The organism is Ruminococcus sp. Marseille-P328 (assembly GCF_964249465.1).
GTDB lineage: Bacteria > Bacillota > Clostridia > Lachnospirales > Lachnospiraceae > Blautia_A > Blautia_A faecis.
This window is the reverse complement of record NZ_CAXUBQ010000027.1, coordinates 38,571-59,377: the sequence shown is the minus strand read 5'-3', so window position 1 is coordinate 59,377 and position 20,807 is coordinate 38,571. Positions and strand designations below refer to the sequence as shown.

General features: G+C 44.1%; 16 protein-coding genes and 1 other annotated feature. Of the genes, 14 read left to right on the top strand and 2 right to left on the bottom strand.

What is annotated here, in order from left to right; all coding sequences use genetic code 11:
- Positions 1–146 precede the first annotated feature (146 nt).
- Positions 147–350 (bottom strand): riboflavin kinase, encoded by a 204-nt coding sequence (locus ACESTK_RS16950; RefSeq protein WP_373120324.1) that lies wholly within the window; start codon positions 348–350, stop codon positions 147–149.
- A 42-nt stretch (positions 351–392) separates the two neighbouring features.
- On the opposite strand from ACESTK_RS16950, the gene ACESTK_RS16945 reads away from it, so the two are divergent.
- From ACESTK_RS16945 to ACESTK_RS16930, 4 genes are all read left to right on the top strand, one after another.
- Positions 393–1,826, top strand: a complete 1,434-nt coding sequence (locus ACESTK_RS16945) for an MATE family efflux transporter (protein WP_233456101.1) — start codon at positions 393–395, stop codon at positions 1,824–1,826.
- Between the two features lie 93 nt (positions 1,827–1,919).
- Entirely contained in the window at positions 1,920–3,473 is a 1,554-nt protein-coding gene (locus ACESTK_RS16940) for a diguanylate cyclase (protein ID WP_373120323.1), read from the top strand.
- A 41-nt stretch (positions 3,474–3,514) separates the two neighbouring features.
- The gene (locus ACESTK_RS16935) at positions 3,515–3,769 is read left to right on the top strand and encodes a kinase (RefSeq protein WP_118583324.1); all 255 of its coding nucleotides are present in this window, start codon (positions 3,515–3,517) and stop codon (positions 3,767–3,769) included.
- An 8-nt stretch (positions 3,770–3,777) separates the two neighbouring features.
- Entirely contained in the window at positions 3,778–4,650 is an 873-nt protein-coding gene (locus tag ACESTK_RS16930) for an aldose 1-epimerase family protein (protein WP_226815292.1), read from the top strand.
- Here ACESTK_RS16930 and ACESTK_RS16925 read toward each other — a convergent pair.
- Positions 4,592–4,750, bottom strand: a complete 159-nt coding sequence (locus tag ACESTK_RS16925) for a DUF6783 domain-containing protein (protein ID WP_306467783.1) — start codon at positions 4,748–4,750, stop codon at positions 4,592–4,594. The two genes, ACESTK_RS16930 and ACESTK_RS16925, sit on opposite strands and share 59 nt — an antisense overlap.
- Between ACESTK_RS16925 and ACESTK_RS16920 the strand changes: the two genes are divergently transcribed.
- The 10 genes from ACESTK_RS16920 to ACESTK_RS16875 all read left to right on the top strand — a co-directional run bounded on the left by ACESTK_RS16920 (position 4,709) and on the right by ACESTK_RS16875 (position 20,713).
- Positions 4,709–4,840 (top strand): DUF6783 domain-containing protein, encoded by a 132-nt coding sequence (locus tag ACESTK_RS16920; protein ID WP_334303458.1) that lies wholly within the window; start codon positions 4,709–4,711, stop codon positions 4,838–4,840. The two genes, ACESTK_RS16925 and ACESTK_RS16920, sit on opposite strands and share 42 nt — an antisense overlap.
- Before the next feature lie 29 nt (positions 4,841–4,869).
- Entirely contained in the window at positions 4,870–5,058 is a 189-nt protein-coding gene (locus ACESTK_RS16915; protein WP_118583318.1) for a DUF6472 family protein, read from the top strand.
- Between the two features lie 42 nt (positions 5,059–5,100).
- Positions 5,101–5,237, top strand: a sequence feature (ribosomal protein L10 leader region).
- 30 nt (positions 5,238–5,267) lie between these two features.
- On the top strand, positions 5,268–5,780 hold the full coding sequence (rplJ, locus tag ACESTK_RS16910) for a 50S ribosomal protein L10 (RefSeq protein WP_118583316.1): 513 nt from the start codon (positions 5,268–5,270) through the stop codon (positions 5,778–5,780).
- A gap of 67 nt (positions 5,781–5,847) precedes the next feature.
- Entirely contained in the window at positions 5,848–6,219 is a 372-nt protein-coding gene (rplL, locus tag ACESTK_RS16905; protein WP_118583314.1) for a 50S ribosomal protein L7/L12, read from the top strand.
- Positions 6,220–6,354: 135 nt separating this feature from the next.
- Positions 6,355–8,610 carry a right-handed parallel beta-helix repeat-containing protein gene (locus ACESTK_RS16900; RefSeq protein WP_173719254.1) on the top strand — a complete coding sequence of 752 codons (2,256 nt, stop codon included), beginning with the start codon at positions 6,355–6,357 and terminating at the stop codon, positions 8,608–8,610.
- Between the two features lie 185 nt (positions 8,611–8,795).
- A complete protein-coding gene (locus ACESTK_RS16895; protein WP_118583310.1) occupies positions 8,796–12,650 on the top strand; it encodes a DNA-directed RNA polymerase subunit beta in 3,855 nt (1,284 codons plus the stop codon).
- Between the two features lie 17 nt (positions 12,651–12,667).
- Positions 12,668–16,393, top strand: a complete 3,726-nt coding sequence (gene rpoC / locus ACESTK_RS16890; RefSeq protein WP_204454571.1) for a DNA-directed RNA polymerase subunit beta' — start codon at positions 12,668–12,670, stop codon at positions 16,391–16,393.
- A gap of 415 nt (positions 16,394–16,808) precedes the next feature.
- A complete protein-coding gene (locus ACESTK_RS16885; RefSeq protein WP_187566463.1) occupies positions 16,809–18,548 on the top strand; it encodes a serine/threonine-protein kinase in 1,740 nt (579 codons plus the stop codon).
- Positions 18,549–18,616: 68 nt separating this feature from the next.
- On the top strand, positions 18,617–19,420 hold the full coding sequence (locus tag ACESTK_RS16880) for a PP2C family serine/threonine-protein phosphatase (RefSeq protein ID WP_373120321.1): 804 nt from the start codon (positions 18,617–18,619) through the stop codon (positions 19,418–19,420).
- Between the two features lie 63 nt (positions 19,421–19,483).
- The gene (locus ACESTK_RS16875; RefSeq protein ID WP_373120320.1) at positions 19,484–20,713 is read left to right on the top strand and encodes a hypothetical protein; all 1,230 of its coding nucleotides are present in this window, start codon (positions 19,484–19,486) and stop codon (positions 20,711–20,713) included.
- The last annotated feature ends 94 nt before the right edge of the window (positions 20,714–20,807 follow it).

The window sequence follows — 20,807 nt, the reverse complement described above, 5'->3', positions numbered from 1 at the left end:
ATTCCATTAGGATGTAACATGTATGTAGTTTTGAAGGTACAGAACGGAAACGGTAGCCGGTTGGTTATCGTTTTTTTTGTTGCCTTTTCTTTACTTTTACCCTATTTTTTTTCTTTATATTCTGCTAAAATATTTTTTAAATCAATTCATAAAATGATATGAGTGTCAAAAGTTCTTTTGCCACTCATTTGATACCCCGGATTGCGACCCAGCTCCGCTGCTCCCGCAATCCTCCAAATATTCGAAATCCGCTGATTTACTGCGTAAATCGCTACTTTCTCATATTTGGCATGTCCCAAGTTCAAACGCCTTATCGTGCAAGCACGAACGGCTTTTTGACCTTTTGACACTGGTATCACAAAATAACAGGTAACAGAACAGGAAGAAATAAGATGAAATCAACTAGAAACAGATCCAGACTGGCAGATCAGGGAACAAAAGAAATGCTGCCAGTTATTTTTTCTCTTGCGTGGCCAACTATGCTGGAACAGCTGATGCAGACTGCAGTACAATATATGGACACTGGTATGGTAGGCGTCCTGGGAACAAGTGCAACAGCCGCTGTTGGAGCTACCAGTACAGTAAACTGGCTGATTGGAAGTACGGTTTCTGCGATCAGCATAGGATTTCTGGCATACATATCCCAGTCAATCGGAGCAGGAAAAAAAGAACAGGCAAAAAAAGCTTCAGGACAGGCTGTGCTGACAGTTGTGATCGTAGGAATATTTTTTACAATTCTGACAATGGGACTGAGCCGTAAAGTCCCTGTTTGGATGCAGGTAGATCCTTCTATTCAGAAACTGGCATCCAGCTATTTCCTGATCCTCTATGCACCGATGCTTTTTCGAACTGCGAACATTATTTTTGGAACTGTCCTGAGGGCAGTGGGCGATACCAAAACCCCTATGCAGGTAGGAGTTGCCTTTAATGTTATTAACATTGTACTGAACTTTTTTCTTATATATTCCACCAGAACAGTGCTGATTGGTGGAAAAGAACTGGTGATCCCAGGCGCTGGATGGGGCGTTCAAGGTGCAGCAGCTGCGAGTGCTATAGCTTATACCATTGGAGGTATTGCAATTACGGTTAAATTATGGAAGCATACTGATATATCTCCAAAGGGTCAGAGCTTCCTGCCGGATTCTGCAGTTCTGCGCCCTTGTCTGAAGGTGGCTGTTCCAAATATGTTTCAGCGATTTGCCACGTCCCTTGGATATGTGGCATTTGCATCCATGATCAATTCTTTGGGCGAGACTGCAACGGCAGCCCATACTATTGCCAATACAGTAGAATCTGCTTTTTATATTCCAGGATATGGAATGCAGACAGCAGCGGCTACTCTTGCAGGAAATGCTCTTGGAGCCAATGACAATAAAAAACTCAACAGCCTTGCCAAGGCAATTGTGCCGTTGGAAGTGGGACTGATGGTTATTTCCGGAAGTCTGCTGTTTATTTTTGCGCCGATATTGATCAGGCTGTTTTCATCAGATGCGCAGGTTATCCGTCTGGGAAGTACGGTACTTCGTATGGTTGCTGTTTCCGAACCGTTTTATGGTGTACCTATTGTGATCGAGGGCATGATGCAAGGTGTGGGGAAAACAGTAACTCCCTTTATTTTCAATGTAGCGGGAATGTGGGGTGTAAGAATTCTGGGGACTTTTATCTGCATCCATCTTCTTGGACTGGGACTTGTGTCTGCCTGGGGATGCATGATAGGTCACAATATGCTTCTTTTTGTTTTATTCACTTTACATTATTTCAGCGGCAGATGGAACCCTATGAATAAAACAAAAGTATCCTTCCAATACAAGACTTGTAAAAAGTGACCAAAAATCACAAGCTTGACAGCAGAATATATAGGCTTTATACTGAAAAATAACGAATAAAAGCCGTCACGGCTTGGAATGGATGACGTTAATATGGAAAAAAGCGTGAAAGACAATCCTGAATACAAAATGAAACGGCAGGGAATGATCATCGGACTGGTCTGTCTTGCTGTGATGGTGTTTCTGACGATTTTTCTTATGAGCAGATATCGTCAAAGAACAGAGAAGATTTTTACAGAGCTTATGGAGGAATCACTTTTATCCACCCATTCGGAAGCACTGACAGAAATGGAGAATTTCCTGGCTGGTTCAGCTGGAGCAGATAAGGTGGAGGAAGCCTGGGAGGCTCTGAACGAGGACGAGGGGAATGTGCTTCACTATGTGTGCAATTCAGATGGGAAAATCCTGGCAGGAGATATGCGGATTTTTGACATTGAATATACGGTGGCGACAGTGCTTCATTCGCAGCATGTGAAAGATAACAGTATTTCCCAGGTGGAAAAGTCCCTTAAAAAGCTGACCTATGGAGCACCCCATATTTTCACGGAGCTTGAGAAAACGGATATCTATCTGGTGGCATCCAAGTTGGAAGGCAGAGACTGTATTCTGTTTTCAGAATATCGTTCCGCCAAAATGAAGAATTATAAAGCAGTGCTCATCAATGGAAACCGCATGATTATTTTTACGCTTCTTGGATGCGCGTTGATTATGCTGCTTTTTACAGTACGATTCTATATGAAACAGCAGAAGAAAGTGATGAAAGGTCAGGCAAGGTACGACATTTTGTCGGAGTTTTCGGACACGGTTCTTTTTGAATATGACTGCCTGGAAAAAACATTGGTATTTACGCCAAATATAACGACTTTATTTGGACTGAAGGAAATCGGTCCGATCAGGCCTTTTGACAGTGACACAGATTTCACAATGGTTCATCCAGATGATGTGGCGAAGGTAAAGGCACTTCTTTCCACAATTGGTGATAATTCTGATGAGATTGATGATTTTGTAATTCGTTTTAAGGATAAGAACGATAATTATCGTTGGGTGCGATGGATGGGCCGTCTGATACGAGGCCGTCTTGGTACACCACAGGCATTTCTGGGCAAGATTTCTGACGTTCAGAATGAGATGACCAGAGAACAGGATCTTCGTGAAAAAGCCTCTGTTGATGGTCTTACAGGCGCTCTGAACCGCAAGGCTGCAGAGCAGAAAATCAATACGCTTATGCAGGATAAAGAGTGTAAAGGTTACCTGCTTATGCTCGATATTGATGATTTTAAAACGGTAAATGATACAATGGGGCATGCAATAGGTGACCTTGCATTGATTACTTTGGTAAAACTTTTGAAGGAACATTTCCGTAGGGAGGATATTATCGGTCGTCTTGGCGGTGATGAATTTATTGTGTTTATGACAAATACAGAGCTTGCTTCGGCTGTTGAAGCAAAAGGTGCGGAAATTCTTGATATTCTGGCAAAGTCAGAGACTACACCACATTTTACCGTGAGTATAGGAGCGGCGGCTTATCCTGCAGCTGGAAACGACTATGAAAGCCTGTATCTGGCGGCGGATAACGCAATGTATGCTTCAAAGAAATCCGGTAAGAACAGAATCTATGTAGATAATGGTCAGCAGAAAAAAGAATGATCATAAGAGTATCGCTTTGAGACTAAAGGAAGGTGACAAAAATGCGGTTACAGATTGTACAGGATGCATTAAAAAAGAAGAATATCAAATACGAATATACAGAGATTGATGGCTGCGGAAGTCTTGATTTTCTGTTTCGAGGATTGAAATTCCATGTGTGGGAGTATGAGGACCGTGTCTGGGGGGCAGAGACAAATATTTATGAAGCAGGACGCAGTCAGGATATTGAGGGCAACTATGAAGAGGTCATTGCCAGAGAGATTTTATCATGGCCCGATATGATGCCAGGAAGTTGAGGAATGGGATGAAATACGAGATCAGCAATGAATATCTTAAAGTGAAGGCCGACACAGAAGGTGCTATTTTGTGGTCCGTGACAGATAAGGACGGATTTGAGTATATCTGGCAGGGAGATGACAGATACTGGAATGAGCATGGTGCCAATCTTTTTCCCTATATTGCCAGATTATGGGAGAAATCCTACATATTTCAGGGGAAGACTTATCATATGGACATTCACGGTTTTGCCAAGGATTCTGTTTTCTCCTGTGAGAAAGCAGGGGAGAATGAACTGGTGTTTGCAATGGAAGATACCAGGGAAACTTTGGAACAGTATCCATTTCATTTTCGTTTTGAGATCCGATATCTGCTTGAGAAAAATACTTTAAAAGTTTTCTATTCGGTAAAAAATAAGGATGAGAAAACGATGTATTTTGGAATCGGCGGTCACCCGGGATTTAATATTCCGATGGAAGAGGGACTTTCCTTTGAGGATTATGAATTGGAATTTTCCAGGGCATGTGAGCCGCAGCGCATTCTTTTTTCACAGGAGTGTTTTGTGGAGGGGAAGGAGTCCTATGAACTTTTGGAGGGCAGACGGATTCCTCTTCGTCATAATCTTTTTGATGAAGATGCTATTGTGCTGGAGAAAACCTCTGGAGAGGTTCTGCTTCACAGTACGAAGGGCAAAAAGGCAGTGAAGGTATCTTATGTGGATATGCCTTATGTCGGTTTCTGGCATATGCCCTGCATGGATGCTCCTTATGTTTGCATTGAGCCGTGGTGTTCCCTTCCATCCAGACAGGGAATTACAGAAAATCTGGAGGAACAGAAGAATCTTATTTCACTGGAAGCTGGCAGGGAGTGCCAGATTTCCTGGACCATGGAAATTCTCTAGAGCGTGTCTGAAAAAGGCTTTCTGCAAGATGTGCGTCACAATTTGTGGGAGATTTTGACTGGATGAGGGCGCCGTAGCGGGCTACGGTAACCGAATTCAGGCAAAATCTCCCGCAAAGTGGGGCGTGCAGATTGCGGGAATGATTTTTCAAACACGTTCTAGAACGTGCAGATTGTGGGAATGTTTTTAAATACTCGCAAGGAAGGCAGGGTATGTAATATGAAAAAGAAGCAGGGGGCGAACTGCGAATATTGTGTAAACTATTCTTATGACGATGATTACGAGTGCTATACTTGTGATATGAACCTTGACGAAGATGAGATGTATCGTTTTATTACAGGAACCTATCACGATTGCCCTTATTTCCGCATGGGGGACGAGTACAGAGTAGTAAGAAAACAGATGTAAAAAAATTAAAATTACTATTGACAAATAAAATCGAACGTGGTATTTTATTACAGAACGCTGCCGAAGACAGTAGGTGCCGTAAGGCATAAGGATTAAAACGCCTACCGAGGACTAAGTATTCTTTCGTAAGAATTACGTTAAGCCTTGCTGTCTTACAGTAAGGCTTTTTTTGGCGGTATATCAAATTCTATAAGGAGGTGTACCATTTCATGGCAAAAGTAGAACTGAAACAACCAATCGTAGAAGAAATCGCTAACAATATTAAAGACGCACAGGCTGTTGTTCTTGTTGACTACAGTGGTCTTACAGTTGAGCAGGATACTATTTTACGTAAAGAGTTAAGAGAGTCCGGCGTACAGTACAAGGTTTACAAAAACACTTTAATGCGTCGTGCATTTGAAGGTACTCCATGTGCAGATCTTGACAAGCACTTACATGGAACAAACGCTATTGCAATTTCTGCAACAGACGCTACTGCTCCTGCAAGAATCCTTGCTAAATTTGCAAAACAGTATCCGGCACTTGAGTTAGTAGCTGGTATTGTTGAGGGTAACTACAACGATCAGGCAGGAATCCAGGCACTGTCCCAGATCCCGTCCAGAGAAGAACTTCTTGGCAAACTGCTTGGAAGTATCCAGTCTCCTATTACCAACTTTGCTCGTGTGCTTAATCAGATCGCAGAGCAGAAGGGTGGAGAGGCTGAGGCACCAGCAGCAGAATAATTTAAGTTTCTGTCGCTGAATCGAATCATTGATTCCACAAAAAATTTAAAAATGGAGGAAAATTATAATGGCAAAGTTAACAACAGCTGAGTTTATCGAAGCAATCAAAGAGTTATCTGTATTAGAGTTAAATGATTTAGTAAAAGCTTGCGAGGAAGAGTTCGGTGTATCCGCAGCAGCAGGCGTTGTTGTAGCAGCAGCAGGTGCTGGTGAAGCAGCTGAGGAGAAAGATGAGTTTGACGTAGAGCTTACAGAAGTAGGTCCTAACAAAGTTAAAGTTATCAAAGTTGTTCGTGAGATCACAGGCTTAGGTCTTAAAGAAGCTAAAGAAGTTGTTGATGGTGCTCCGAAAATGGTTAAAGAGGGCGCTTCCAAAGCAGAGGCTGAGGATATCAAAACTAAACTTGAGGCTGAAGGCGCTAAAGTTACTCTTAAATAATTTAGGTGTATTTAAGCGAACCATGCTCCCCGCAGAAGTCTGTCGTGCAGGCCACTGCGGGGATTTTTTTGTGTAACAGGAAATTCTGTTGGAGTTTCCTGCAATCAGGATTCTTTTTGTGCAAGGAGATTCTGAATGAATATAAAAATGTTTTTGACTGTAACATTACTGGGAGTATCTTTATATCTGGGAGGCAGTTCTGTTATATATGCTGAATCAGCAGAAAATGTGACGGAGAATTTTGAAGACAGCTTTTCAGATTGCGATCTTGAGCCAGAAATGGAAGAGGATGAGACTGGCTTCTATGGCGGAACAGCTGAGGTGGGATTTTTTTCAGCAGATGAGTCTGATAATGATTTTGAAGAGGAGCCAGAAGAAGCTCTGCTTACACCTGTACCTTCTGATAATGAACAGCAGATTCTGGCGACTATTCCAGAAGGCGCTGCAGTGGTGACTTTAGATGTGGCTGATGGAAGTGATATTACCGAAACTTTGAATACAGTGCTTCACTTTATGGGGCAGAGAGCTACAGATGAAACTCCTTGTACGGTAATCATTCCTCAGGGAAGCTATCTGATTTCCGGAACTATCCATATGTACAGCAATCTTACTCTTTATGCAGAAGGAGCTGTACTGACGAAATCCTGTACAGATAAGCATGTGGTCCTCAGACTGGGAGATGACATACTTTCTGCCGGAGGTTATGATGGATATCACAATATCACCATTGAAGGCGGAACCTGGGATCTGAATTACCCGGTTGTCGAAGATAAGGAAGGCACAGGCGGTTTTGTAGGCTTCAGGATTGGACATGCCAGACACGTAACTGTGAAGAACGTAACATTTCTAAACAATTTGAAATCTCATTTTCTTGAGCTGGCAGGTACGGAAGATGTAACTGTGACTGGCTGTACATTCCGGGGATATTGGCAGGAATATGAAGGCGGCGGACAGGAATGCATTCAGCTGGATGCATGTCTGGACTATATTTTTCCAGGATATCAGCCCTTTGACGGAGCTGTCTGTGAGAATATCAGGATTACGGATAACGTTTTTGAGGATGTGTTTGCAGGAGTGGGCAGTCACAGCATGATCTACGACAGACCATACCGGAACATCGTGATTCAGGGGAATACCTTTCGAAATGTGAAAAAGAGAGCTGTCTGGTGCCTGAATTACGTGGATTCTGCTGTGGAGGACAATATAATAGAGAATGCAGGCGGCGGAGTGCTTGTGAGCTGCATGTATTTCCCGAATACCCATCTTATACCGGGAACTGTTGCAGGAATGGAAGGAAACCACCAGAATGCGGGTATTTCCGTGAAAAACAATCAGATTTCTATTTCTTCAGTGAGTCAGATCAATGGAAACACATGGAGAGGATATGGAATTGAAGTCCAGGGAGCCTGGGTAAGTGACAGCTCAAAGGCACAGGCTAAGGGAATTCCGACAGGTATTTATAAGGAAACCGGTGTTGAGGTAAAGGGAAATATGATCACAGGGAATGGAAATGGAATTCGCCTTTATCTAGCTGATGGCTGTACAGTGGAAAATAATCAGCTGAAGCTGAAAAAAACTGCATCCTTTTCCAATATGGGAATTTACCTGTCTGCTTCTTCCAAAAATGTGATAAAAGATAATCAGGTATCAAGTTGTAAAAATGTAGGAATCTACGCTTATGACGGAGGAAAGCTGGGGACTCCATCCACAGAGAATCAAGTCCTGGATAATGTGATTTCAGGTATCGGCGGCGATGGAATTCTTATGGAAAATGGCTCTGACGGGTGTGAAGTAAGCCGGAACCGTATATCCTCCGGAAAAAAGAACGGAATTGTTCTCTGGGGCAGCGAGGGCTGTCAGATCACAGCGAATCAGGTGAAAGGCTGTATGCTGGACGGAATATATGTAGAAAATATTGGAAATGCTGTTATAAAATCTAACAGGATTACGAATGTGAATGGCAGAGGAATCCAAGTGATCGCAAGTCAGACCGGAAAACTTTATGGAAATGCGGTTACTGGCAGCAGAAAATGCGGTTTATATGTAAGCAGGTCAAAGATTTCCGGAAACAAAAAGAACCGTCTGGAGAATAATGGCAGTACTTATGCAATTTATGCGGAAAACAGCACTGGAATCATTTCCGTGAAAATGCCCACTGCGTCTAAGATTACCAGAAAGTCAGTGAAGATCACAGGCAAAGCGGCGGGTGGAAAGAAGCTTACAATTTATGCAGTGAGCAGAAACAAGAATAAAAAAATCGGCAGAGGAAGCATCAATTCCCGAAAGAAATATAATATTTCTATCAAAAAACAGAAAAAAGGAACGAAGCTTCTCTTTGTATTATCGGATAAATATGGAAACCTTTCTTATAGTAAGAGAAAAGTAAAATAAATTATAACTATTCAGCAATTACAAATAAAAAAACAAATGAAAAAACAACAGAAAAGTGCTTGACAGGCTTTTTTTGTTGTGCTATAGTGAAGAATGCTATATTATGGCAAGATATGCCTACTATGCTTATGCAGCAGAGCGGGCTGATGTTGTAATAAATAAAATAAAACAGGGGTGAAACGTCAATGGAAAAAAACAGAATTCGTTCTGTAAAAACTGGAAAAAGCATGCGAATGAGCTACCAGAGACAAAAAGAAGTCCTGGAAATGCCGAACTTGATCGAGGTCCAGAAGGATTCTTACCAGTGGTTTCTCGACGAAGGATTGAATGAAGTATTCGACGATATTTCTCCAATCGCAGACTACGGCGGAAAGCTCAGTCTTGAATTCATCGGCTTCACATTTGATGAAAAAGAGGCTAAATACACCATCGAGCAGTGTAAAGAACGTGACGTAACTTATGCCGCACCTTTGAAGGTTCGAGTGAGACTGATTAACAAGGAAACAGATGAGATCAACGAACACGAGATTTTCATGGGAGACCTGCCGATTATGACCGCGACAGGAACTTTCGTCATTAACGGTGCTGAGCGTGTTATTGTCAGCCAGTTAGTACGTTCCCCTGGAATCTATTATGCCATTGCACACGATAAAATCGGTAAGAGACTGTTTTCCTGTACAGTAATTCCTAACAGAGGAGCATGGCTGGAATATGAGACTGACTCCAACGATGTATTCTATGTGCGTGTGGACAGAACCCGTAAGGTTCCGATCACTGTACTGATCCGTGCACTTGGTGTTGGTTCCAATGCAGAGATCATTGATCTGTTTGGCGAAGAGCCGAAGATCCTTGCAAGTTTCACAAAGGATACTTCTACGAATTATGAAGAAGGTCTTCTTGAACTGTATAAGAAAATCCGTCCAGGCGAGCCGCTTGCAGTTGAGAGCGCAGAGAGCCTGATCAATGCGATGTTCTTTGATCCGAGAAGATATGATCTTGCCAAGGTCGGACGTTATAAATTTAATAAGAAACTTCATTTCAATAAACGAATTGTTGGTCATAAGCTGGCTGACGATGTGGTTGAGGGCTCTACAGGAGAAATTCTTGCAGAGGCTGGTACTATCGTAACCAGAGAACTGGCTGATGCCATTCAGAACGCTGCAGTTCCATTTGTATGGATCCAGGGTGAAGAAGACCGCAGAATTAAAGTTCTTTCTAACTTAATGGTAGACATGCATCATTATCTGCCAGAAATTGAGAACCTGGAAGAGCTTGGGGTTACAGAGTTAGTATATTACCCTGTACTCGAAAAAATTCTGGAAGAAAATGACACACTTGAGGACAGAATTGCCGCTATCCGCAGAGATATCCATGACCTGATCCCGAAGCATATTACAAGAGAAGATATTTTTGCTTCTATTAATTACAATATGCATCTGGAATATGGCATTGGAAATGACGACGACATCGACCACTTAGGAAACCGTCGTATCCGTGCGGTTGGTGAACTGCTTCAGAATCAGTACCGTATTGGTCTTTCCAGACTTGAGCGTGTGGTTCGTGAGAGAATGACAACACAGGATGTGGAGAGCATTTCCCCGCAGTCCCTGATCAATATCAAACCTGTAACAGCTGCTGTAAAAGAGTTCTTTGGATCTTCCCAGCTGTCACAGTTCATGGATCAGAACAACCCTCTTGGTGAGCTGACCCATAAGAGACGTCTTTCCGCACTTGGACCTGGCGGTTTGTCACGAGACAGAGCCGGATTCGAGGTTCGAGACGTTCACTATTCCCATTACGGAAGAATGTGCCCGATCGAGACTCCTGAGGGTCCGAACATCGGTCTGATCAACTCCCTTGCATCTTATGCAAAGCTGAATCAGTACGGATTTGTTGAGGCACCTTACCGTAAGATTGATAAAACTGATCCTATGAATCCGCGTGTAACTGACGAAGTTGTTTACATGACCGCAGATGAAGAGGATAACTACCATGTAGCACAGGCGAATGAGGCACTTGACGCAGAAGGACATTTCGTTCGTAAGAACGTTTCCGGTCGTTATCGTGAAGAGACTCAGGAGTATGAGCGTCAGATGTTTGATTACATGGACGTATCTCCTAAGATGGTATTCTCTGTAGCTACAGCCCTGATCCCATTCCTTCAGAACGACGATGCGAACCGTGCGCTGATGGGATCAAACATGCAGCGTCAGGCTGTTCCGCTTCTTACCACTGAAGCACCAGTTGTTGGTACAGGAATGGAAGCAAAGACAGCTGTTGACTCCGGTGTTTGTGTGGTTGCAAGAAAGTCTGGTACTGTACTTCGCTCCACATCTACCGATATCAGCATCAAGAATGATGATGGAACAAAAGATGATTATCATCTTACCAAATTCATGCGCAGTAACCAGAGCAACTGCTACAACCAGCGTCCGATCGTTAATCAGGGCGAGCACGTTGAAGCAGGTGATGTTATTGCCGATGGTCCGTCTACTTCTCAGGGAGAGCTTGCTCTTGGCAAGAACCCTCTGATCGGATTTATGACCTGGGAAGGTTATAACTACGAGGATGCCGTACTGTTAAGTGAGAAACTTGTACAGAACGATGTTTATACATCTGTTCACATTGAAGAATATGAAGCAGAATCCCGTGATACAAAGCTTGGACCGGAAGAGATCACCCGTGATGTTCCAGGCGTAGGTGATGATGCACTCAAGGATCTTGATGAGCGCGGAATCATTCGTATCGGTGCAGAGGTTCGTGCTGGTGATATCCTTGTTGGTAAGGTTACTCCTAAGGGAGAGACTGAGCTTACAGCAGAGGAGAGACTTCTTCGTGCAATCTTTGGTGAGAAAGCACGCGAGGTTCGTGATACTTCCCTTAAGGTACCACACGGTGAGTATGGTATCGTTGTAGACGCCAAGGTATTCACAAGAGAAAATGGTGATGAGCTGTCTCCAGGAGTTAATCAGTCTGTACGTATCTACATCGCACAGAAGAGAAAAATCTCCGTTGGTGATAAGATGGCTGGTCGTCATGGTAACAAGGGTGTCGTTTCCCGTGTACTTCCGGTTGAGGATATGCCATTCCTTCCGAACGGACGTCCACTGGATATCGTGCTGAACCCGCTGGGTGTACCTTCCCGTATGAACATTGGACAGGTCCTGGAAATTCATTTAAGTCTTGCTGCCAAAGCACTTGGCTTTAATATTTCCACACCGGTATTCGATGGTGCAAACGAGAATGATATCCAGGATACACTGGAACTTGCAAATGACTATGTAAATACAGAAGATTTTGAAGAGTTCCGTGAGAAATACAAAGACATTCTGGCACCTGATGTAATGCAGTATCTGGATGAGAACAAAGCCCACAGAGCATTGTGGAAAGGTGTTCCGATTTCCAGAGATGGTAAAGTACAGCTTCGTGACGGACGTACCGGAGAGTTCTTCGACGGTCCGACCACAATCGGACACATGCATTACCTGAAACTGCATCATCTGGTTGATGATAAGATCCATGCCCGTTCCACAGGTCCTTACTCTCTGGTTACACAGCAGCCACTGGGTGGTAAAGCTCAGTTCGGTGGACAGCGTTTCGGAGAGATGGAGGTTTGGGCTCTGGAGGCATACGGTGCATCCTATACACTCCAGGAAATCCTGACAGTTAAATCCGATGATGTAGTCGGTCGTGTGAAGACTTATGAAGCAATCATCAAGGGTGATAACATCCCTGAGCCTGGTATTCCGGAATCCTTTAAGGTTCTTCTTAAAGAGCTCCAGTCCCTGGCATTGGATGTACGTGTGCTCAAAGATGATCAGACAGAAGTTCAGATCATGGAGAATGTAGATTACGGCGAAACCGATCTTCGTGCAGTTATCGAGGGAGATTCCCGCGGCCACAGAGGAGAGGAATCCTTCAGCAAACATGGCTATACCAAGCAGGAGTTTGACGGAGAGGAACTTGTTGATGTGGACGAGGACGAAGAAGAGGATTATGAATCCGAAATCGACGATTCCTACGATGATATCGAAGAGTAGAAAGGGGAAAAGAATACATGGCAGAATCAACCAATACCAATGAAACATATCAGCCAATGACTTTTGATGCCATTAAAATCGGACTGGCGTCCCCGGAAAAGATCAGAGAGTGGTCAAGAGGTGAGGTTACAAAACCGGAAACCATCAACTACCGTACCTTGAAACCGGAGAAAGACGGACTTTTCTGTGAAAGAATTTTCGGACCAAGCAAGGACTGGGAGTGCCACTGCGGTAAATATAAGAAAATCCGTTATAAAGGTGTTGTCTGCGACCGATGCGGCGTTGAGGTTACCAAGGCTTCCGTTCGTAGAGAGCGTATGGGTCACATTGAGCTTGCTGCTCCTGTTTCCCATATCTGGTATTTCAAGGGTATTCCGTCCCGTATGGGACTTATCCTGGATCTGACTCCAAGAACACTGGAGAAAGTTCTTTATTTTGCAAATTATATTGTACTGGATCCGGCAGATTCCGGACTCCAATACAAGCAGATCCTTACTGAGAGAGAATATCAGGATGCCCGTGAGTCTTACGGAAATAACTTCCGCGTAGGCATGGGTGCTGAGGCTATCAAAGAGCTCCTTATGGCTATCGACCTTGAGAAGGATTCCGCTGAATTAAAGGCAGAGCTGGTTAAGGCAACAGGCCAGAAGCGTGCAAGGATCATCAAACGTCTTGAGGTTGTTGAATCTTTCCGTGAGTCAGGAAACCGTCCTGAGTGGATGATTCTTGATGTTGTTCCTGTAATCCCGCCAGATCTTCGTCCTATGGTACAGCTGGATGGTGGACGTTTTGCGACATCTGACCTGAATGATCTGTACAGAAGAATCATTAATCGTAATAATCGTCTGAAAAGACTGCTGGAGCTTGGTGCTCCGGATATCATTGTCCGCAATGAGAAACGTATGCTTCAGGAAGCAGTTGATGCCCTGATCGACAATGGTCGTCGTGGCCGTCCGGTTACAGGTCCTGGAAACAGAGCCCTGAAATCCCTTTCTGATATGCTGAAAGGTAAATCCGGACGTTTCCGTCAGAACCTTCTTGGTAAGCGTGTTGACTACTCCGGACGTTCCGTTATTGTTGTTGGACCAGAGCTGAAGATTTATCAGTGCGGTCTGCCAAAAGAGATGGCAATCGAGCTGTTTAAGCCTTTCGTTATGAAAGAACTGGTAGCAAACGGTACCTCTCACAATATTAAGAATGCCAAGAAGATGGTAGAGAAGCTTGAGCCAGCTGTATGGGACGTTCTGGAAGATGTTATCAAAGAACATCCGGTTATGCTGAACCGTGCACCTACACTGCATCGTCTGGGTATCCAGGCGTTTGAGCCGATCCTTGTAGAAGGTAAGGCTATTAAGCTTCATCCGCTTGTTTGTACCGCTTTCAACGCTGACTTCGATGGTGACCAGATGGCTGTCCATCTTCCACTGTCCCAGGAAGCACAGGCAGAGTGCCGTTTCCTGCTTCTGTCTCCGAACAACCTTCTGAAACCTTCTGATGGTGGACCGGTAGCCGTTCCTTCACAGGATATGGTCCTTGGTATTTACTATCTGACACAGGAAAGACCTGGAAACAAGGGAGAAGGAAAGTTCTTTAAGAGCGTAAATGAGGCAATTCTGGCATATGAGAACCAGGTAATTACTCTGCAGTCCAAGATTCTTGTCCGCTGTAGCAAAGTAATGCCGGATGGAAGCACTTTCACAGGCAACGTGCAGTCTACACTGGGACGTTTCCTGTTCAATGAGATCCTGCCACAGGATCTTGGATTTGTTGACAGAAGCATTCCGGGAAATGAGCTTCTTCTTGAGGTTGACTTCCTGGTTGGTAAGAAACAGCTGAAACAGATCCTTGAAAAAGTTATTAATACTCACGGAGCAACCAAGACTGCTGAGGTTCTGGACTCTATCAAAGCTATGGGTTACAAGTATTCTACAAGAGCTGCCATGACTGTATCTATTTCTGATATGACCGTGCCGCCGCAGAAGCCTGAGATGATCAAGGCTGCACAGGATACTGTAGATAAGATCACAAAGAACTATAAACGTGGTCTTATTACTGAGGAAGAGCGTTATAAAGAGGTTGTGGATACCTGGAAGAAGACTGACGATGAGCTTACTCATGCGCTTCTTTCCGGACTTGATAAGTACAACAACATCTTCATGATGGCTGACTCTGGTGCCCGTGGATCTGATAAACAGATCAAACAGCTTGCAGGTATGCGTGGATTGATGGCCGATACAACCGGACATACAATCGAGCTTCCTATCAAGTCAAACTTCCGTGAAGGTCTGGACGTACTGGAATACTTCATGTCCGCTCATGGAGCGCGTAAAGGACTTTCTGATACCGCTCTTCGTACAGCCGATTCCGGTTACCTGACAAGACGTCTTGTTGACGTATCTCAGGATCTGATCGTACGTGAGATGGACTGCTGTGAGAACAGAGCAGAGATTTCCGGTATGTATGTAAAAGGTTTCATGGATGGCAAGGAGGAGATCGAGAGCCTTCAGGATCGTATTACAGGTCGTTTCTCCTGCGAGACCATTAAGAATAAAGAGGGCGAAGTCCTTGTAAAAGCAAACCACATGATTACTCCGAAGCGTGCTGCACGTATCATGAAAGAGGGTGTAGACAACATTACCGGAGGTGCTGTTGAGCAGGTTAAGATCCGTACCATCCTGAGCTGTAAGTGTAAGGTTGGTGTGTGTGCGAAGTGCTATGGCGCAAACATGGCTACCGGTGAGCCGGTACAGGTTGGTGAGTCCATCGGTATCATCGCTGCACAGTCTATCGGTGAGCCAGGTACACAGCTGACTATGCGTACTTTCCATACAGGTGGTGTTGCCGGTGGAGATATCACACAGGGTCTTCCTCGTGTCGAGGAGCTTTTTGAGGCAAGAAAGCCGAAAGGACTTGCTGTTATCACTGAAATCAAGGGTGTTGCTACAATCAATGACACCAAGAAGAAGAGAGAGATCATCGTAACAGATCCGGAGACTGGTGATTCCAAGACTTACCTGATCCCATACGGTTCCCGTATCAAGATCATGGACGGACAGGTTATGGAGGCTGGTGATGAGCTTACAGAAGGTAGTGTAAACCCGCATGATATTCTTCGAATCAAGGGTGTTCGTGCAGTTCAGGATTACATGATCCGTGAGGTTCAGCGTGTATACCGTCTTCAGGGTGTTGAGATCAACGATAAACATATCGAGGTTATCGTTCATCAGATGCTGAAGAAAATCCGTATCGAGGATAACGGAGATTCCGAGTTCCTGCCAGGTACACTTGTTGACTTCCTTGAGTATGAGGAAGTAAATGAGAAGCTGGAAGCTGAGGGCTTACGTCCGGCAGTTGGAAAACAGGGAATGCTTGGTATTACCAAGGCATCTCTGGCAACTGATTCCTTCCTGTCAGCTGCTTCCTTCCAGGAGACCACCAAGGTTCTGACTGAAGCTGCTATTAAGGGTAAGGTTGACCATCTGATCGGTTTGAAAGAGAACGTAATCATCGGTAAACTGATTCCAGCTGGTACAGGTATGAAGTGCTACAGCGATGTAGAGCTTGATACAGGAATGCCGGAAGAGCCAGAAGAAATCGAATTCGATGAAATGGACGACGAGGATCAGGATGTGCTGGATGTAGCGGAAGACTCAGAAGAGCTGGAGACTGCTGATGAGGCAGATCTTGCAGTGGATGAGGATACATTTGAGGATGAGGATTCTTCTGAAGACAGTGAAGAATAAACGATAAAATATGAAATCCCCCAGGGTGACAGAAATGTTGCTTTGGGGGATTTTTGTGTAACAGAGAATTCTATGGAACTTACTGTTACACAAAAAAGTGCAGCCCGGCAGGAACACACTGCAGCAGCAAGGGAAATGCTGCTCGAGACAATCCGCCGTAGGCGAGGGTAAGGAAAAATATGGATAGAGGAAAATACAACCTGGTCTATCATTTGTGGTAAGATTCCTGTATAATGTTTTATGTAACTATTCAGAAGGCAGTATTCCGCGAGGTGTTCTGGGGGAAAAGTAGTTCACAGAAAACCCGAGAATAGCGGTGTGAAATCACGTAAACCATGATTTCTGTGCATCGTGACGGGGAAGACTTGCCAGTCTATTTAAAAAGTCATTACCCATTCGAGGAGGGAGAACATACATGGATAAAGATGTTCCGGTTTCCGTCTGGCCAGAATGGAAACTTGTAGAGAAAATAGGGGAAGGCTCTTTTGGAAAAGTTTATAAAGCGAAGCGGACAGAACGCGGCCGTTCTTTTTACTCCGCCATCAAGATCATATCTATTCCGGGAAGTAAAGGGGAACTGGATAGTGTACGGTCAGAGATGAATAATGAGCAGTCTACCAGAGAATATTTTCGCAATCTGGTAGAGGACTGTGTTCAGGAAATATACACCATGGAGCATTTTTGCGGAAATTCCCATGTGGTTTCATTTGAAGATTTCAAAGTGGTGGAATATTTGGATGAGATCGGCTGGGACATTTCCATAAGAATGGAATATCTTACCAGTTTTATGGATTACTGCACAGGCAAGGAGCTTACTGAGAAGGAAGTGATCAAGCTTGGCTGTGACCTGGCTATGGCATTGATTTATTGCAGAAAATTGAATATTATTCACCGTGATGTGAAACCGGAGAATATTTTTGTGTCCAGATTCGGTGATTTTAAGCTGGGTGACTTTGGAATTGCCAGGGAACAGGCACATACTATGAGCAATATGTCCAAGAAAGGTACCTATTCCTACATGGCACCGGAGATTTACAAGGGTGAGAAGTACGACAGCAGTATTGATATCTATTCCCTTGGAATTGTATTATATAAATTGATGAATCAGAACAGGCTGCCTTTTCTTTCACTGGATAAGCAGTTGATTACATACAGAGATAAAGAGACTGCCCTTGCACGGAGAATGGCAGGGGAGAAAATGCCGGTACCAGTTAATGCCAGTGCTGCTTTTTCCCACATTATACTAAAAGCATGTGCATATGAGCCGGGGAAACGTTACAGGAAACCAGAAGATATGCTGCGGGATTTGGAGAAGCTTCGTCTGGCACCGGTGAATGCAGAGAAAGAGTGGGAGAAGTCCCAGTGGGAGCTGACAAATTCGGCAGAACTTGAGCGGGACCAGAGAAGATATGCCCCTCAGGAGCCGGAAGACCGTATGGAGCGGACCCATGTGGCAGAAGACCCTCAGATTGAGAAAGCTGTCCGGGAAGAAGAGGCACAGCTCAGAAAGCCTGCGAAAAATGCAGTGAAAAATTATGAGAAACAGTCAGTAAATGCCTCTTCCACTAAGCGAAAGAAGCAGCAGAGAAGCGGGTGGGACCAGGAAAGACAGATTTCACCATGGACAGTTTCCCTTATTGTAGTGGCGCTTGCGGCATGCATTATTATTGGTGTTTATATGAAATTAATCCATGATGAGAATCGCAAGGCTCAAAATACGGAGAACGTTATGGAAGTCCTGGAAGCTAATGATAACAGTACTGCTCAAATTGATGAATTTTCTACTTCAATTCAGACAATTAAGGAGCAGGCGAATACAATTGTAAGCGAACTTCCGGACTGCAAGGAAGTTGGCAAGGAAGGCGATCGGCTTCGCTACTATGACAGCAATGGGAAACTGGTGAAAGCGCTGATTTATCCGGAGACATCCGAAGATGGAGTTTATGAGGAGTATTATTATTGGGATGAACGTCTGTTTTTTGCATATGTATGGACCGGTAATAAGAAGGAATTATATTATTATGACAAGCGTGGCAAACTGATACGCTGGATCGATACAGACGGAACTGTCCACGATAAGGAGAATGACAGTACTGAGTACACCAAGCGTGGCGAGAAATACTGGAAAAATGCGCTGGAGCAGTTAGATGAATGATGATACCGGTCATATAAGAAGTGGCTGTGATTCTTTGGAATATCGACAGACAGACGAAGAGGAATAGAATGACATATCATATTGATTATGCATATACCTGCCATGCAGGGAAAGTGCGACCAAATAACGAGGACAATTTCTGGTGCTGCGGAGAGCACCTTCCAGTGAGTAATCATGGAACAGAAGAAATCCGTACAGGTATCAGGCTTCGGGAGAGCCTTCCGGTAATGGCTGTTTTTGATGGCATGGGAGGGGAGAGCCAGGGGGAAATGGCTGCCTGGCTTGCTTCTGACAGCCTGGAGCATTTTTATAGGGAAAATAAGGGGATGCTTCGTAAAGCACCAGAACTTTTTCTTACGGAAGCCTGTAAGAATATGAATCAGGCTGTATGTGATTATGGTCGGGAACAACGGATCAGTGCCATGGGAACTACTATGGCGATGCTTGCTTTTGGAAAAAAAGAAGCGTATATCTGTAATCTGGGAGACAGCAGGATTTATCGGTTTTCCAAGGGGAATTTTTCACAGATTTCCAGAGATCATGTGTTGAAAAGCTGCAGATTTGGGAAAGCACCACTGACTCAGTTTCTGGGAGTGGAGGAGACCGAGATGAAGCTGGAACCTGCCATTGCGGCAGTTCCTTATCAGGATAGGGACCGTTATCTGCTTTGCTCAGACGGGGTAACAGATATGTTATCTGATCGCGAGATTGAAGAAATTATGAAGCTGGAGGACTCAATTCGTGATATTGCCCATGCTCTTTTAACAAGGGTACTGGATAAAGGGGCCAGAGATAATACTACGATCATTCTCTGCGAGGTAAGAGCAGATAATCGGCCGTTCAAAACCTGGCTTTTGCAGAAGAAGGGATAAATCAGAGGGCAAAATTTTTCACAATTTAAGTAGTTGATTATAGGAAAATGAAGGTGATTTAAGATGAAAAATCGTATGCAGGATCTTGATTTTGAACAGACAGTGGCATTTGATTCCGTAAAGGATTTTGAATTTACCAGAAGGGCCGCCCAGAGATTTCGTCAGGTAGTCAGTCTGGATGGATTTGAGGATGAAGATGCTGACGTTATTTTTCATTATTTATATAAAGAGATGGAGCTGGTTTCGTTCGGAGATCATTTGAAGAGATATATCTATGAAAGAGCCGGGATTGAGGAACCGTTTGGGGAAGTGCCTCAGGAGGTATACAGAGATATTGCAGTTGATTCTTTCCGGGAAACCTATACACCCAAGTCTATGAATCCTACTTCAACTAAGCTTCCTGCGTTGGTGAACAATTGGCTTACACAGGCCTCAGTAAAGCGCGAGACTATATTTCTGCTGGGCTTCGGGCTTCGCATGAGCGCGGAGGATGTTTCAGACTTTCTGACAAGGGTGCTGAAGGAGCAGGATTTTGATTTCCATAATCCAGAGGAAGTGATCTACTGGTATTGTTATAGTAAGCAGCTTCCTTACAGCAAGGCAGAGGAATATAAAGAGAATTACAAATCCATGGAACCTGCAGCAGATAAGGGAAAAGTGGCGGAAGTAATCAGCGGCGATTTTACCATAGATACAGAGGAAAAATTGCTGAAATATCTGGCATGCCTGAAAGCTGGCTGGGATGATCCAATGAATGAGAAGAGTCAGGCATTTCAGGAGTTCCTGCGCCTTCTGGAACATGCGAAGCAGATCATTGCGGCCATGTATCAGAAAGATGAGGAGGAGAAAGGCCGGGATAAGGTCTGGAAACCGGAGAATATTACTTCTTCTGACCTGGAGAAGGTAATCTGCAATGGTATTCCTATTAATAAGATGGGAAATCTGAAAAAAATGTCTGCCTCTATCCTGGCGAAACATTTCAGCCAGAAGAGATTCAGCAGACAGAGAATTACCAATATTCTGAATCACAAGTTCCCGGTAGAGCGCTTTGATCTTCTTACGTTGGAGTTCTTTATCGTGTCTCAGGAGATGGAGGATGATGATCCCTATGACAGATACCACCATTTCATAGAGGAAGCGCAGAGAATTCTGAAAAAGTGTGGAATGAGCGAGATTTATATTGTGAACCCATACGAATGCTTCCTTCTGATGTGTCTTTTGACGGATTGTCCGTTGGCTGTTTTTTCAGAGATATGGGAAATGTCATATGAAGAGAATGGGGACGAGGAGTAGGTAATTTCTTAATATAGAAATGCGCAGTGTTGTTTGGAGGCACTGCGCATTTTTAATAGCAATGATATGGGTGTCAAAAGGTCTTTTGACACCC